The 14,362-nt window shown below is 70.1% G+C and carries 13 protein-coding genes, 3 tRNA genes and 1 pseudogene; 6 read left to right on the top strand and 11 right to left on the bottom strand.

Annotated features, from left to right (window positions below; all coding sequences use genetic code 11):
* Positions 1 to 34 precede the first annotated feature (34 nt).
* The 5 genes from MM438_RS02370 to MM438_RS02350 form a co-directional block, all read right to left on the bottom strand.
* Complete coding sequence (locus MM438_RS02370; RefSeq protein WP_241450296.1) at positions 35 to 1,318, bottom strand: NAD(P)H-dependent oxidoreductase; 1,284 nt, start codon at positions 1,316 to 1,318, stop codon at positions 35 to 37.
* On the bottom strand, positions 1,315 to 1,911 hold the full coding sequence (gene rfbC / locus MM438_RS02365; protein ID WP_241450288.1) for a dTDP-4-dehydrorhamnose 3,5-epimerase: 597 nt from the start codon (positions 1,909 to 1,911) through the stop codon (positions 1,315 to 1,317). The genes MM438_RS02370 and rfbC overlap by 4 nt, the downstream gene beginning before the upstream one ends.
* Positions 1,911 to 2,951 carry an NAD-dependent epimerase/dehydratase family protein gene (locus tag MM438_RS02360; RefSeq protein WP_241450281.1) on the bottom strand — a complete coding sequence of 347 codons (1,041 nt, stop codon included), beginning with the start codon at positions 2,949 to 2,951 and terminating at the stop codon, positions 1,911 to 1,913. Before MM438_RS02360 ends, rfbC begins: the two co-directional genes overlap by 1 nt.
* Positions 2,952 to 2,959: 8 nt before the next feature.
* Positions 2,960 to 3,802: a sugar phosphate nucleotidyltransferase gene (locus MM438_RS02355; RefSeq protein ID WP_241450279.1), complete on the bottom strand. Its 843-nt coding sequence runs from the start codon at positions 3,800 to 3,802 to the stop codon at positions 2,960 to 2,962.
* A 400-nt stretch (positions 3,803 to 4,202) separates the two neighbouring features.
* Positions 4,203 to 5,576: an L-serine ammonia-lyase gene (locus tag MM438_RS02350; protein ID WP_241450277.1), complete on the bottom strand. Its 1,374-nt coding sequence runs from the start codon at positions 5,574 to 5,576 to the stop codon at positions 4,203 to 4,205.
* A 66-nt stretch (positions 5,577 to 5,642) separates the two neighbouring features.
* On the opposite strand from MM438_RS02350, the pseudogene MM438_RS02345 reads away from it, so the two are divergent.
* The 4 genes and pseudogenes from MM438_RS02345 (at position 5,643) to MM438_RS02330 (ending at position 7,201) form a co-directional block, all read left to right on the top strand.
* A pseudogene (locus MM438_RS02345) lies at positions 5,643 to 6,738 on the top strand (PHP domain-containing protein).
* A 115-nt stretch (positions 6,739 to 6,853) separates the two neighbouring features.
* Positions 6,854 to 6,926, top strand: a tRNA-Glu gene (locus MM438_RS02340).
* A gap of 76 nt (positions 6,927 to 7,002) precedes the next feature.
* A tRNA-Asp gene (locus MM438_RS02335) sits at positions 7,003 to 7,079 on the top strand.
* Positions 7,080 to 7,124: 45 nt separating this feature from the next.
* A tRNA-Phe gene (locus tag MM438_RS02330) sits at positions 7,125 to 7,201 on the top strand.
* An 87-nt stretch (positions 7,202 to 7,288) separates the two neighbouring features.
* Here the strand turns inward: MM438_RS02330 and MM438_RS02325 are convergent.
* The 6 genes from MM438_RS02325 to MM438_RS02300 all read right to left on the bottom strand — a co-directional run bounded on the left by MM438_RS02325 (position 7,289) and on the right by MM438_RS02300 (position 12,873).
* Positions 7,289 to 8,473, bottom strand: a complete 1,185-nt coding sequence (locus MM438_RS02325) for a tyrosine-type recombinase/integrase (protein WP_241450245.1) — start codon at positions 8,471 to 8,473, stop codon at positions 7,289 to 7,291.
* Positions 8,470 to 8,649 carry a helix-turn-helix domain-containing protein gene (locus MM438_RS02320; protein ID WP_241450243.1) on the bottom strand — a complete coding sequence of 60 codons (180 nt, stop codon included), beginning with the start codon at positions 8,647 to 8,649 and terminating at the stop codon, positions 8,470 to 8,472. Before MM438_RS02320 ends, MM438_RS02325 begins: the two co-directional genes overlap by 4 nt.
* A 12-nt stretch (positions 8,650 to 8,661) precedes the next feature.
* Complete coding sequence (locus MM438_RS02315) at positions 8,662 to 10,260, bottom strand: replication initiator (protein WP_241450241.1); 1,599 nt, start codon at positions 10,258 to 10,260, stop codon at positions 8,662 to 8,664.
* Positions 10,257 to 10,619 (bottom strand): WhiB family transcriptional regulator, encoded by a 363-nt coding sequence (locus MM438_RS02310; protein WP_241450239.1) that lies wholly within the window; start codon positions 10,617 to 10,619, stop codon positions 10,257 to 10,259. Before MM438_RS02310 ends, MM438_RS02315 begins: the two co-directional genes overlap by 4 nt.
* On the bottom strand, positions 10,616 to 11,953 hold the full coding sequence (locus MM438_RS02305) for an FtsK/SpoIIIE domain-containing protein (protein ID WP_241450232.1): 1,338 nt from the start codon (positions 11,951 to 11,953) through the stop codon (positions 10,616 to 10,618). Before MM438_RS02305 ends, MM438_RS02310 begins: the two co-directional genes overlap by 4 nt.
* A gap of 485 nt (positions 11,954 to 12,438) precedes the next feature.
* Positions 12,439 to 12,873 (bottom strand): plasmid replication, integration and excision activator, encoded by a 435-nt coding sequence (locus MM438_RS02300; protein WP_241450230.1) that lies wholly within the window; start codon positions 12,871 to 12,873, stop codon positions 12,439 to 12,441.
* Between the two features lie 110 nt (positions 12,874 to 12,983).
* Here MM438_RS02300 and MM438_RS02295 point away from each other — a divergent pair, with 110 nt between their 5' ends.
* The gene (locus MM438_RS02295; protein WP_241450228.1) at positions 12,984 to 13,760 is read left to right on the top strand and encodes a GntR family transcriptional regulator; all 777 of its coding nucleotides are present in this window, start codon (positions 12,984 to 12,986) and stop codon (positions 13,758 to 13,760) included.
* A 4-nt stretch (positions 13,761 to 13,764) separates the two neighbouring features.
* Positions 13,765 to 14,322, top strand: coding sequence for a GNAT family N-acetyltransferase (locus tag MM438_RS02290; protein WP_241450226.1), 558 nt, complete (start codon positions 13,765 to 13,767; stop codon positions 14,320 to 14,322).
* Positions 14,323 to 14,362 lie beyond the last annotated feature (40 nt).

Below are 14,362 nucleotides of genomic sequence, written 5' to 3'. Positions count from 1 at the left end.
CACCGGGCTCGGCCGTCGTGCAGGGGCGCCGACCTCAGGACAGGCGGGCCTGCTCCTCGCGCAGCGCGTCGACGAGCCGGCCCTGGGGCAGCTCGACGTCGGCGTAGGTGAGGTACTCGTCCCGCTTGACGTCGCGCTTGAGCACGCAGCCCTCGGCCACACCCATCGGCAGCAGGTCCTCGGAGGCCGTGACGGCGGCGGCCTCGCACTGGCCGTAGCTGTCGTAGCCCCCGAGACCGTCGAGCGTGTGCCCGGCGGGCAGGTCACGCTTGGCGACGGTAATGACCTCGACGGTCGGCTTCCCCGACGGCGTGATGGCGTAGTCCCCGAAGAGCACCGCGCGAGCCACGGTCAGCGGCACCTCGAAGTGGCACAGGTGGTAGGGCGTGTAGAAGGAGTACAGCGGCCCCTCGCCGAGCTTGTAGAGCTTGAGGTAGTGCTGCTGCTTCGGGTCGTCGTGGGTGGCGAAGCAGTAGACGCCGGGCCCGGGCTGGGCGCCCACGACGTAGTCCACGACGCCGCCGAGGCGCTTGAGCTCCTCGACGTCGTAGTGCTTGGTGGCGGTGTCGATGTGGTCGCGGTGGTCGGCGCCCTTGAGGCCGCGCTTCTCCACCGTCATACCGGTCGCGTTGGCCACGAGGGCCTGCTCGAAGGACACCTTGGTGCCGTCCGCGAAGGACGTCACCATGTAGGGGTCCTGGCCCCACTGCTTGGCGAAACCCTCCTGCGTGGTGGGGTTGCGGTACTCGTCCTGCAGGCCCTTGATGTTGCCCATGACCAGCGGCGTGAGCCCGATCGACTTCACGAAGCGGTAGAGGTTCATCTGCACGCCGGGCTGGTCGCCGTCGCAGCCGGTGAGGATGACGCCCTTGGCGAGCGCCCGCTGCTTGAGCGCGTAGCCGACGGTGCCGTCGACCTCGGCGTTGAGCAGGACGACGTGCTTGCCGCCCTCGATGGCGTCGCTGACCACGTGCGCGCCGTACTCCACGGCGCCGGTGGCCTCGACGATGGCGTCGACGCTGGAGGACCCGGTGACGGCGGTGTGGTCGCTGGTGATGACGGCCTTGCCGGCCCGGACCGCCTCGTCGAGCGCGGTCGCGGAGTCCACGACCTCCCACTCGGTGATGCCGGCCTCGGTGTAGGCCCGCTCGGCGTTGGCCTGGGTGCGGTTGACGATGGCGACGACCTGCATGCCGGGCACCGAGCTGGTCACCTGGTTGACGAAGCCGCGGCCCATGAAGCCGGCGCCCACGAGGGCGACCCGGATGGGGTTGCCCTCCTGCTCGCGCCGGGCGAGGGCGGTGTCGACGAGGATCATGCCTGCTCCTTCAGCTGTGCCTGGCGCGGGGCCGGCATCGTCTCGGGTCGGTGGACGTCGGCGCGCTCGGCGAAGAGCGGCCACTGGGCGTCCTTGTCGGAGATGACCTCGACCTCACGGCCCCAGTCGATCCCGAAGGCCGGGTCGTCCCACCGGAACCCGCGCTCGGTGTTGGGCGTGTAGGCGTGGGAGACCTGGTAGGTCACCTCGCAGTCGTCCTCGAGGGTGAGGTAGCCGTGCGCGAAGTGCTCGGGGACGTACAGCGCCTGCCGGTTGTCCGCGGTGAGCTCGACCTTGACGTGCTGGAGGTAGGTCGGCGACTCCGGGCGCAGGTCCACGATCACGTCGACGATGCGGCCGCGGATGCAGCGCACCAGCTTGGCCTCGGGGGCCGGGTCGATCTGCTGGTGCAGGCCGCGGATGGTGCCGGCCTTGTAGTTGTAGGACATGTTGCACTGGATGACGGCGGGGTTGAGCCCGGCGTCCTGGAACTCCTGGGTGCAGAAGGTCCGCGCGAAGAAGCCGCGGTCGTCCTCGAGGAGCGTGAGGTCGACCAGGGCCGGTCCGTCGATGTCGAAGGTGCGCAGCCGCATCAGAGGATGCTCCCGGCCGGCTTGGTCCAGAACATCTGGTCGTCGAGCTGCTTGGTGCGCATCAGGTGCTCCAGCTGCTTGAGGCGGGTGTGGCCGCGGCCGGTGAAGGTCGCCTCGTCCAGGTCGATGGTCGCGAAGACCTCGGCGAGCTGCTTGGCGCCGCGCTCGGCGTCCCACTCGCTCGCGTAGCCCGGGAGCTGCGTGGCGATCTTGTCGAAGTTGACCTTGTAGGACCGGTTGTCGCCACCGTTGTCGCCGAAGGTCACCTCGCAGCCGGGGAACGCCGCGGCGACGATCTCGGCGATCTCCCGGACCCGCCAGTTGTGCTCGGTCTTGCCGACGTTGAAGATCTGGCCGTGCACGGCCTCGCGCGGCGCGGTGATCGCGCAGCGGATCGACCTGGCGATGTCGAGCGCGTGGACCAGCGGGCGCCAGGGGGTGCCGTCGGAGGTCATCGCGATCTTCTTGGTGGTCCAGGCCAGGCCGGACAGGTTGTTGAGCACGATGTCGAAGCGCATGCGCGGGGACGCGCCGTAGGCCGTCGCGTTGCGCATGAAGGTGGGCGAGAAGGTGTCGTCTCCCATCGGCATGACGTCGCGCTCGACCATGGCCTTGCACTCCGCGTAGGCCGTCTGCGGGTTGACCTGCGAGCTCTCGTCGACGACGCCGTCGGCGACGCCGTAGACCGAGCAGGAGGACATGTAGACGAAGCGTTCCACACCGGCCTGCTTGGCCAGCTCGGCGAGCTTCACCGAGCCCTTGTGGTTGACGTCGTAGGTGACGTTCGGGATGAGCGCGCCCAGCGGGTCGTTGGACAGCTCGGCCATGTGCACGATGGCGTCGTGACCACGGACGTCGTCCGCCGTCAGGCGCCGGATGTCCTTGCGCAGGGTCTTGGCGGCGAGGTCGACGCCGTTGTAGAGCCAGCCCTGGGCGTAGAAGCCCGTGTCGACGCCGGTGACGTCGTGACCGTCGCGGATCAGCTCCGCCGCGACGAGACAGCCGAGATAACCCTCGGTGCCGGTGACCAGAACCTTCATCGTCTCCCTCACTCCCAGATCTTCCAGGGCGCCTTGCCCTCGTCCCAGCGCTCGTTGAGCTCCTTCCAGTCGCGGAAGGTGTCCATGCCCATCCAGAAGCCCTCGTGCTCGTAGACCGCGAGCTCGCCGTCGCGCGAGACGTGGCGCAGGGGCTTCTTCTCCAGCATGTCCTCGACCTCGATGTCGGCGAGGTAGCGGTCGACGAACTCCCGCTTCATCATGAAGAACCCGCCCGAGACCCAGCCGGTCGCGAGGGTGGGCTTCTCGTTGAACTCGGTGACCATCTCACCGGCGTCGTCCACGTGCATCTCGCCATACCGCGAGGCCGGGTGGACCCCGGTGACGCAGGCCACCGTGTCCATGCGCAGCGCGTGGCGGACCTGGGCGGTGATGTCGACGTCACCGATGCCGTCGCCGTAGGTCAGCATGAAGTAGGGCGCGTCGAGGTACTGCGCGGCGAGCTTGACCCGGCCGCCGGTGCCGGCGTCCAGACCGGTCTCGACGAGGGTGATCTCCCACTCCTCCTCGGTGCGGTCCCCGCCGCGGAACTCCGGCTCCTGGCCGGGGCGCAGGATGACGTCGGCGGACAGCCGCTGACGGTCCAGGAAGTAACTCTTGATGACGTCGGACTTGTAGCCGAGGCAGAGCACGAAGCGGCGGAAGCCGTGCTCGTAGTAGGTCTTCATGATGTGCCAGACGATGGGCTTGCCACCGATCTCGATCATCGGCTTGGGGAGCTTCTCGCTGGCCTCGCGGATGCGGGTCCCCTGCCCTCCGCAGAGGATGACGACGGGGATCTGCGAGACGTCCACGCCTCGGCCCCCCGCCGCGTCGTGCTGGTCGACGGTCACTGTGCTACCTCTCGTGTGGCGGCTGCGCCGGTCGGCGCCGAACGGCCGTGTCCCCTGGCGCGCAGTTCCCCCCGCGCCTCTCCAGGTCGTGACCCCCGACGGCTCGCCCCCACGGGCCCCTCCGGATCTCAGGTCGATCACAGCCGTTGTTCACTCTAGGTGCCGTGGCCGTGACCCGTCAGGTCCCGGGAGAGTTATCACGAGGATGCGGCAAGTCGTGCGCGGAGAGTGATTCATCGACACATGGGGTGATGTCTGACTCGTGCTTCTTGGCTGCTCATGGCGCGTGTGTGCCGGACGGGACGATGACGGCTCCCCGCCGGGTCGACACCCACCATCAGCCCCGGATGGCAGCCGCCCACCCTCCCCGCACGACACGGAGAGTGATCACGGCGCGGGGTCAGCACTCGATGACGTTGACCGCCAGCCCCCCGCGCGCCGTCTCCTTGTACTTCACCTTCATGTCGGCGCCGGTCTCGCGCATGGTCTTGACCACCTTGTCCAGGGAGACGATGTGCCGCCCGTCGCCGTGGATCGCCGTGCGGGCGGCGGTGACCGCCTTGACCGCGGCGACGGCGTTGCGCTCGATGCACGGGATCTGCACCAGGCCGCCCACGGGGTCGCAGGTGAGCCCCAGGTTGTGCTCCATGCCGATCTCGGCGGCGTTCTCCACCTGGCGAGGGGTGCCGCCGAGCACGGCCGCCATACCGGCCGCAGCCATCGCGCACGCCGACCCGACCTCGCCCTGGCAGCCCACCTCGGCCCCCGAGATGGAGGCCGTCTCCTTGATGATCACCCCGACCGCGGCGGCGGTGAGCAGGAAGCGCACCACGCCCAGCTCGGTGGCCCCGGGCACGAACCGCGTGTAGTAGTGCAGGACGGCAGGGATGATCCCGGCGGCGCCGTTGGTCGGGGCCGTCACGACCCGCCCGCCCGCGGCGTTCTCCTCGTTGACGGCCAGGGCGTAGAGCGTGATCCAGTCCAGGCCCCGCAGCGGATCGGCCTGCCCGTCCTCGATGGCGAGACGCACCGCGAGCTCGGGGGCGCGGCGGCGCACCCGCAGCCCACCGGGGAGGATCCCCTCGGTCGAGACGCCGTTGTCGACGCACTCCTGCATGACCCGCCAGATCCCCAGCAGCCCCTGGACGACCTCTTCGCGGGACCGCCAGCACAGCTCGTTCTCCAGCATCACCTGCGCGATCGACAGCCCCGTCTCCTCGCAGATGGCGAGCAGCTCGTCGCCGGTACGGAAGGCGTGCGGCACCGGGGTGGTGTCCTCGACGATGCGGCGCACGCCGGAGCCGTCCTCGGTGACGACGAAGCCGCCGCCGACGGAGTAGTACGTCCGCTCGACCGGCTCGTCCAGACCGTCCACGACCGCGGAGCAGGTCATCCCGTTGGAGTGCGCGGGCAGGGCCTGGGTGCGGTGCATGACCAGGTCGACGTCCTCGTCGAAGCCGATCTCGTGACGACCGAGCAACCGGATCCGCTTGTCCTGCCGGATCTGTCGCAGGTCCCCCTCGCAGCCGCGCGGGTCGATGGTCTCGGGGGCGTTGCCGGCCAGACCGAGCAGGACGGCCTTGTCGGACCCGTGCCCGTGACCGGTCGCGCCCAGCGAGCCGTAGAGCTCGACGTGGACCTGGCGAACCCGCTCCAGAAGGCCCTCGCCGTCGAGCAGCTGGACGAACATCAGCGCCGCCCGCATCGGCCCCACGGTGTGAGAGCTGGAGGGACCGATACCGATCGAGAACAGGTCGAAGACGCTGAGGGCCATGCCACGAACGGTATGTGACCTGCGCGACAAGCTCCAAGCCACCCCCTCGGCTGCCACCATGGCCGTATGACGACCCAGGACGCCCGTCCCACCCGCCACGGCTCGGCTTCCCTCGATCCCCTGGGCCCGGCCACGCCGGACGTCGCCGGGGTCGTGCTGATCCTGCGACGGATCGCGTTCCTGCTGGAGCGGGCGCTGGGGTCGAGCTACCGGATCAAGGCCTTCCGCGGCGCCGCCGCCACGATCGGGGCCCTGACCGACGAGGAGCTGGCCGACCAGGCCCGCGCCGGCAGCCTGCAGCAGCTGCCCGGCGTCGGCAGGGGCAGCGAGGCCATCACGCTGGCAGTCCTGCGGGGCGAGGTCCCGGCATACCTCACCGACCTGGAGGCGCGGGAGTCGGCCCCGCTCGCCCGGGACGGCGCCGAGCTGGTCGCGCAGCTGCGGGGCGACCTGCACAGCCACAGCGACTGGTCCGACGGCGGCTCTCCCATCGACGAGATGGTCATGACCGCCGTCGAGCTGGGCCGGGAGTACCAGGTGCTCACCGACCACTCGCCCCGCCTCAAGGTCGCGAACGGACTGTCGCCCGAGCGGCTGCGACGACAGCTGGGCGTGGTCGCCGCCGTCAACGAGATCGTCCCCGACGGCTTCCGGCTGCTCTCCGGGATCGAGGTGGACATCCTCGACGACGGCTCGCTGGACCAGGAGCCGGACCTGCTCGCCGAGCTCGACGTCGTGGTCGCCTCGGTCCACTCCATGCTGCGGATGGACGCTGCCGCCATGACCCGTCGGATGGTCGCAGCCGTCAGCAACCCGCACACCGACGTCCTCGGCCACTGCACCGGCCGGCTGGTCATGGGAGGGCGTGGCACCCGGCCCCAGTCGCAGTTCGACGCCCGTGCGGTCTTCGAGGCCTGCGCGGCCCACGACGTGGCCGTGGAGATCAACTCCCGTCCGGAGCGCCAGGACCCGCCGGACGACCTGATCGCCCTGGCGCTGGACCGGCTGCCTGTTCGCCATCGACACCGACGCGCACGCCCCGGGCCAGCTCGACCTCCAGCAGCTGGGGGCCGAGCGTGCCTGGCACCTGGGGGTCCCGGCGGAGCGAATCGTCACGACCTGGCCGCGAGATCGCCTGCTGGAGTGGGCCGCTCGGGGCTGATCGAGCCCCCTGACGGGGTCGATTAGGAGTTCCCGCGGAATGTCCCCTATGCTTTCCAAGTCCTCGACGGGCACGAGCTACTGGAGCGCTGGCAGTCGGGCCCGACGAGAACTCGGTCCCCATCGTCTAGCGGCCTAGGACCCCGCCCTTTCACGGCGGTAGCACGGGTTCGAATCCCGTTGGGGATGCTGGAGCATGTAGGATCTGGAGAGTTGGTCACGGCCAACCACTCGGATTCGAGTGCTGAGGTGAGACCCCTCTTTTGGCCCCGTAGCGCAGTTGGTTAGCGCGCCGCCCTGTCACGGCGGAGGTCGCCGGTTCGAGCCCGGTCGGGGTCGCCAGTCTCTCCTTCGGGAGAGACTTCGCGATATCTGAGGATGTTGCGAGGCCAGGTAGCTCAGTTGGTACGAGCGTCCGACTGAAAATCGGAAGGTCGGCGGTTCGACCCCGCCCCTGGCCACCACCCAGAACCCCAGGTCAGCCCCCATGCTGACGCTGGGGTTTCGTCGTCCCCGGGACCGGACTGCTAACGGCTGTGCTAACACGGCTCTCACTCCCCCATCGCCTGCGCGAAGGCATCCGCGGCACCGGCGGCCTGGTCCGCGAGGACGTGCGCGTAGACCCGCAGGGTGATCGAGGGATCGGCGTGACCCAGACGGGCGGACACGACGTGCACCGGCTGGCCCGCACGCAGCAGCAAGGTCGCGTGCAGATGACGCAGGTCGTGCAGCCGCAGCGGAGGCAACGGCGCGTCCGGGTGAGCGTCGTTGTGCCTGCGAATCAGCTTGGCGAACAACGCCGTCGGCGTGTCCGGGAACAGGGGCGCGCCGATATCCATCCGGAACACCAGGTCACCAGCGATCCACGAGTCACCGGCCAGAGCGCGGTCAGCCTCCTGGCGACGCCGGTGCTCGCGCAGAACCGCCACCGTCCCCTCGTCGATGCTCACCGTGCGCTCCCGCCCGCCCTTGGTCGACCCCTCGACCCGCCTGCCGTCGACCACGCCGACCGTGCCTCGGATGCGGATGGACGGTGCCGGGCCGAGGTCCACGTCCCGCCAGCGCAGGTGCAGCAACTCCCCGCGCCGCGCGCCCGTGTACGCCGCGAGCCGGTAGAAGGCGTGCAGCCGGTGCTCGGACGCGGTCACGAGGAAGGCCGCGAGGTCATTGGCGTTCCACATGTCGTCGTTCGGAGGCGCCGACACCTTGCGAGGCCGCTTGGCCCGCTCTGCCGGGTTGGTCGGGATGACCTGATCAGTGACCACCGCGTCACGAAAGGCCTTGCGCAGCACCGCGTGCGTGTACTCCACCGTGCGCGGCGACAGAGGCCGACCACCCTTGCCGCCCTCGTCCAGCAGCGTGCGGTACAGCCCGCTGAGGGTCGCCGGGCGCACGTCCTGCAGGCGCAGGTGACCGATGCGAGGCACCACGTACGAGTTGATGATCTGCGCATAACCTGCGCGGGTGCGCGGCTTGACCTCCAAGGCATGACCGTCGAGCCACGCCCGCAGGTACTCCCCCACCGTGACACCGTTACGGAGCACGAACTCACCCCGCGCGTTGGCGACACGAGCCTGATCCCGGGCAGCCTTGGCCGCCGCCTCCGTGGGAAAACCTCCCGTCCACCGAGGCTTGCTCACCCCGTTGGCGTCAGTGACGCGCAGCACGTACGACCAGGTGTTGCCGCGCCGGATCACCCCGTCGCGCAAGCGCGGCGCCGGCTTCTCGGCCGTCACGCCGCCACCACGTGGCGCTCGATGAACGCCATCACGTCGGCGCCGCGCACGCGGCGAACACCATCGATCTTCACCGAGGGCAGACGCCCCGAGCGCACGAGCTCATAGACCTTGGAACGGCTGACGCCCAGGTAGGCAGCGACCTCAGCCACGCGGTAGATGCGGTTGTCGTCCATTCTTCGTCCTCTTCATCGAGCAGGGGTAGGGAGTGATCGGCGCTGTTGGGCGCGCCATTGGTGGTATTCGCGGGCGCGGGTGGCTGCGGCGGTGGCGAGGGCGGCGTCGCCGGGGCGTGGCCAGCCGGTGCCCGCGTAGGTCCAGGACCCGATCACCAACGTCGTCTCGTCCTCGTCATCGGCCAGCAATCGCGCTTCGAGGTCGCGGGTGTCCAGGGGCCGGCCTTCACGGGCTGCTTGGGCTGCGAGGCGTTGGAATCGCTGGCGTGCTCGGCGGAGCTTGCCGAGGGTGACGGAGTAGGTGCGGCTCTTGGTGGCGAAGTGGCCGCGGAAGCCGAGCATGTGGGCCCACTTCCCCAGGAGCGCGTACACGTCGCGGCCCGTCTTGGGGTCCACGCCCCCGGCGGTGGGGGTCTTGCCGCGGGCGCGGCGGCCGTCCCGGACGGCGGCCAGCAGGCCCAGGTGACGTGCGTGGGCGGCCAACTTCGCGAGGTGGGGTCGGTGGGCGTCGGTGCGGAGGTCGGTGGCGTCCTTAGTGGCGTACTTGGCGAGGTACCCGGCGACCTGCTCGGGGGACAGGTCGTCCGACGTGCGCAGGTGATGTGGGCCGGTGGTGATGGTCTTGACGTCGATCTGGCGTCCCCAGGCGAGGGTGCGGGGTGTGTCCCAGTCGGCGGCGGCCGGGGCTGGGCAGGTGACTGCTCTTGCGGCGGTGGTGATGAGGGTGGCGAGAGTGTCGCCGTCGATGGGTGCTGGTGTGCCGGGGCCTTCTGGTCCGTCGAGGCGGATGAGGGCGTGGAAGTGGATGGCGCCGCGGGTCTGGTACTCGGCGACCTTGGCGAACTGCAGGGATGCCACCTCCCGCAATCGTGACGGGGTGGTGCCGAGGTGGGCGGCGAGGTGGCGGCGGATGGTGATGGTGGTGCGGCGCCAGAGTTCGGGGGCCCACCATTGCCAGACGAGGGCTGTGGTCCAGTCGTAGCAGTCCCAGCACAACGGGGACCCCACCACCGGGTCGTCGTCGTGGTGGACCCGGTTGCAGGCGAGGCGAACGCCGTGGGGGCAGCGCTCCACCCGATCACCGGAGCGGGGTCGGCACTTGGCGTTGTCGGGTCGGGTGCCGTGAACAAGTCCGAAGGAGGGCGCGGTGAACGTCACGAACAGCAGGGGCGCGGTGGCGACAGCGGCGGGGATGGTCTTGCCGCCGGTGATGCCGGCGCGGATGAGCTCGAAGGTGTCGCGGGCGTAGACGCGGCTGCAGGCGGGGCAGATGTGGGCGCGGCGGTTCCCGCACGGGATCAGCACCTCACCCAGAGGCGCCTGCGCGGAGGAGAAGGTGGACAGGACCTCACCCGTCTTGGCATCCACGGTGGTGGAGTGGCCGGTGAGGCGGATGGGGTGGGTGCAGTTGCCGACGGAGGCGATGGCGTCGGCGAGGGCGTCGTGGGTGCCGTCGGCGAACCGGGAGACGAGGGATGAGACAACGGCGGGGGTGGTGGGCAGGTCCAGCGGTGCACCCTCCCCGAACCCCGGAAACGACCCGAACGACGACGCGCCGGTCTTTCCTGGGGTGCGGGTGGGTGCGCCACTGTGGCTGTCCACCACGCTCACGCCGCCCTCCCGAGCAGGGGCATGGCGCCCTGAGCGCCGACCACGCGACCGCGGCGGGTGGTGATGGGCTCCCACGCCGTCCCGGCCACGGGCTGGTCGGGGGTGTGGGTGGCCCAGGCGGGGGCGGTGTCGGCGGTATGCGCGTGGGGGTCGCGGTCGGCACCGGCCCACCAGCCGCCGGTGATGTCGAGGGCGTGAACGGCAGCGAGGCAGTCGAGCACGACCGGGCAGGCCGCGCACACGCCCCGCATGGCCTCCGCGTCCCAGGGAGTGGTGTCGGCGTGGTCGCTCAGCCAGGGCAGGTCCAGGCGAGTAGCACACGCAGCAGAAGCGGCCCAGGGCGTGTCGTGGGTGGTCATGCGGCTTCTCCCTCCTCCTTCGGGACCGTGCTGCTGCTGGAGGTCATGTCGATGGTTCCCGCGTCGGTCACGGGACTCGTGCTGGTGTCGGTGGTAGTGGTCTTGGTGGTGCGGGTGCGTCGGTTCTTGGGGGTGGGGGTGCCTTCGACGAGTGACGCGCCGGGTTCGTGGACGTGTGCGGACACGCGGGTGACGTCGTGGGTGGCGGCGAGGGCGGGGGCTTGCCAGGCGCTGGGGGTGGTGTTGGTGGCGTGGGTGCCGTCCTCGACGCGGCGCAGGTACGTCGCGTAGGTGGTGGCGTCGAGGCGTGCCCGGGTGAGGGGGTGGCCGGGGGTCTCTACCAGGGCGACGCCGGGTGGGAAGGCGCGGACGTCGGCGGGGTCGACGTCGGTGCCGTCGTGGAGCATGCGGATGCTGTCGGTGGAGTCACAGCGCAGGGTGATGCGGGTGGGTAGGTTGGCGCGGTCGTCGGTGTCCAGGGTCTTCGCGCTCATCCGCTGCGCGAGCACCACCACCCGCACCCCGACCTTCGCGCCCTCCCGGACAAGGCGTCCGACCTGCCGTTCGATGACGGGTGTGATGCGGTCGCCGGCCTTGCGGCCGGTGGTGTCGTCGTCGCTGCGGGCCGCGGCGAGCAGGCCGGGGTATTCCTCCAGGACGACGACCAGGACCGGCGTCGCGGCCGTGAACCGGGTGAGCTTGTCCACCCCCGCCTGGGTGAGGGTGGCGATGCGGTGGTCCATCTCGGTGACGAGGGCGGTCAGGACCGCGGCATGCTGAGTCATGTCGCGGGTGCCGGTGGCGATCCACGCCCCACCCCGACCGTTGGTCCAGGGGCCCAGGAGGATGCCGGAGGGGTCGCAGCCGGTGACCACGACGTCGGTGCGCATGGACACCCCGGCGAGGAGGGTTTGGACGCCGTGGGACTTCCCGCCGCGGGTCTGGCCCTGCAACCCGATGTGCGCATCGGTCCAGGGGTCCCATGTCAGATCCGTCCCGTCCTCACGCCGCCCGAGGACGACGGGGCCGCGTGCGCTGGTCGGGGGCGTCGAGGGGCGGGGGGTGTCCAGGACGCGGACCATGCACAGGTGCCACACCGCGACGCTCGGGGAGGCCTTCTCGGCGCGGACGGAGGAGGCGCCTGCCATGGCCGCGACCGCCTCCGCCTGAGCGAGCACGTGAGCGGCGGTCTTTCCTGCGGGGACCCGCACCCGGACGTGCAGGGTCGTGGAGGTGGTCTTCACCCGGGCGCGGGCGGGGCGCCACACCGTGACGGGGTCGCCGTCCTTGGCCGTGGTGGTGTGTTCCCGGCCGAGGTCGAGGACCTGGCTCATGCCCGGCCAGGACCGGCGCCACCACCACGACAAGCAGACCCGTCGCCAGGGGCCCGCACACCACCGCTCATAGGCGACGGGGTCTGTCTCCCGCCACCACACCCCCACCCCAGCCGGGACCACGACGGCGAGGAGGACGAGGGCCAGGAGGCGGGTGCCGCCTGCTACCCACGCCACCACCCCCGCGACAGCGAGGGCCGCGGTGGGGCGCTTGTGCCGCCAACACCACCGCAGCACCCACCACGCACCGACGAGCACGGCACGGACCGTCGTGGCCAGGGCCGGGCCCACCTCCCGCGCGAGACCTGCGATCCGGCCCCTCGACTGGCCCGCAGACGAGACGACGACCGTGGTCGTGGACGTGACCGGAGACAGGACCGGAGACAGGACCGGCGTGGCAGCCGAGGCTGTCGACGCGACCGTCGCGGGGGCCGGGGTGGTCGGGGGTGGGGTGGTGTCTGAGGTAGAAGCCGTGGTGGTCATGGTCAGGCCGCCTCAGACTTCCGCGGCGCCTGCACCTTGTTGCTCTGGCCGGGGGCGACCATCCCCTCAGCCCGATACGACCACGCGATCCGCGCCCGGCCATTCCCCGTCTCCTCCACATAGGGCAGCGCGGTCAGGCCCACGAACTCCACCGGCGTGAACGGGAACGGCGTCTCGTTCACCGGCGGCACCGGCTGATGCGCGGCGACGATCTTCACCGTCACCGTCTTGTCCTTCTTCCCCGCCTCCGGATCCGCATCCAGCACCTGCACCGACCACACCGGCAGGCCCGAGTCCCGATCCGTCTGCTGGGGCTTGCTGCCGTCCGCCCGTGCCGGGGCGTTGAAGTCCACCACCGCCACCACCTCACCCACCAGAAACGCCGAGTGCGGGAACACCGCGTGGTGCGCGAACGGAATCCGCTTCTGCATAGCCATCGTGACTGTCCTCTCGTCAGAACTGGCTTGAGCCAGTTGGTGAGGACAGTCAAGTGGCTTAAGCCAGTGATTGTCAAGTGCTGGCGCAAGCCAGTTCGTAGGATGGGGACATGACCTCTCCGACCCCCGCTGAGCCTGCAAGCCGTCGCCTAGCCCGCGCCCTGCGCGAGGACATCGCCCACGGAGATCTTGCCCCGGGTGACAAGCTGCCGTCCGAGCGCACGCTCGCCGAGACGCACGGGGTCGCGCGGAACACCGCGAGGGAGGCCGTGCGCATCCTGGCGGACGAGGGACTGGTTACCGCCGAGCACGGCCGCGGGGTCTTCGTGCGCCCCAAGCCACCACTGATGCGGTTCGGGCAGCGCCGCTACGCCCGCACCCTGCGCGAGTCCACGGGCAAGTCACCCTTCCGGGCCGAGGTCGAGGCCCAGGGCCGCATACCCCGGGTCGACTGCACCAGCATCACCCGCATCACACCCATCCCCGAGGTCGCCGAACGCCTCGACATCAACCCCGAAACCGAGACCGTCGTGCGCCGCGAGAACTGGTACTACGCCGACGACGAACCGATCCAGGTCGGTGTCACCTACTCCCCGTGGAGCATCGTGGAAGGCACCCCCATCGCGGACTCAGCCCAGATGGGCAAGGGGTCCCTCTACGCCCGTTTCGAAGAGAAAGGCCACCCCATCACCACCATCCGCGAAGAGATCTCCTCCCGCATGCCCACCCCCGACGAGGTCGCCGGCCTGCGCATCCCCGACGGCGTGCCCGTCATCGACCTCACCCACACCGGCTACGACGACCAAGATCGCCCGTTCGAAGTCACCACCTTCGTCATGCGCGCCGACCGCAGCGCCCTCGACTACCGCATGCCCGTAGAGGACTGAGCCCATGACCCCCGAACCCGAAGTCACCATCCGGCCCCGACGCGACGACGACCTAGACGAGCTCGCACGCATCCTCGTCCAGGTCCACGCCCAAAACGGCTACCCCGTCGAAGGCGTCGCCGACCCCTACGCCTGGCTCCACCTCGAACAGCCCCTCGGCGCCTGGGTCGCCGAACTCGACGGCAAGGTGGTCGGCCACGTCGCCCTCACCGAACCAGGCCCCCACGACCATGCACCCCGCATATGGGCCGAACTGGCTGGTGAGCCCGTCGAACGGACTGCGGTCTTAGGTCGCCTCTTCGTCTCCCCAGACGCCCGGGGTCACCAGCTAGGTCGCCGCCTATGCCACACCGCAACCGCAGCCGCCTCCGCTCATGACCGCACCGCCGTATTAGATGTCATGCTCAAAGACGAGGCTGCTATCGCCACCTATACCAGTCTTGGTTGGCGGGCGATCGGAGACTTCACTCATCACCACAGCATGAACGCCCTTGAGCCCGCACGTGCATTCATGCACGCAAACCCCCGACGCCAACTAACCCGGCTAGACGGTATGCAGTGACATGAGCCCGAGGCTGGAATCAGCGCATACCGTCTGGGTC

Source organism: Arsenicicoccus dermatophilus (assembly GCF_022568795.1).
GTDB classification, from domain to species: Bacteria; Actinomycetota; Actinomycetes; order Actinomycetales; family Dermatophilaceae; genus Arsenicicoccus; species Arsenicicoccus dermatophilus.
This window is presented reverse-complemented; position numbering and strand designations above follow the sequence as displayed.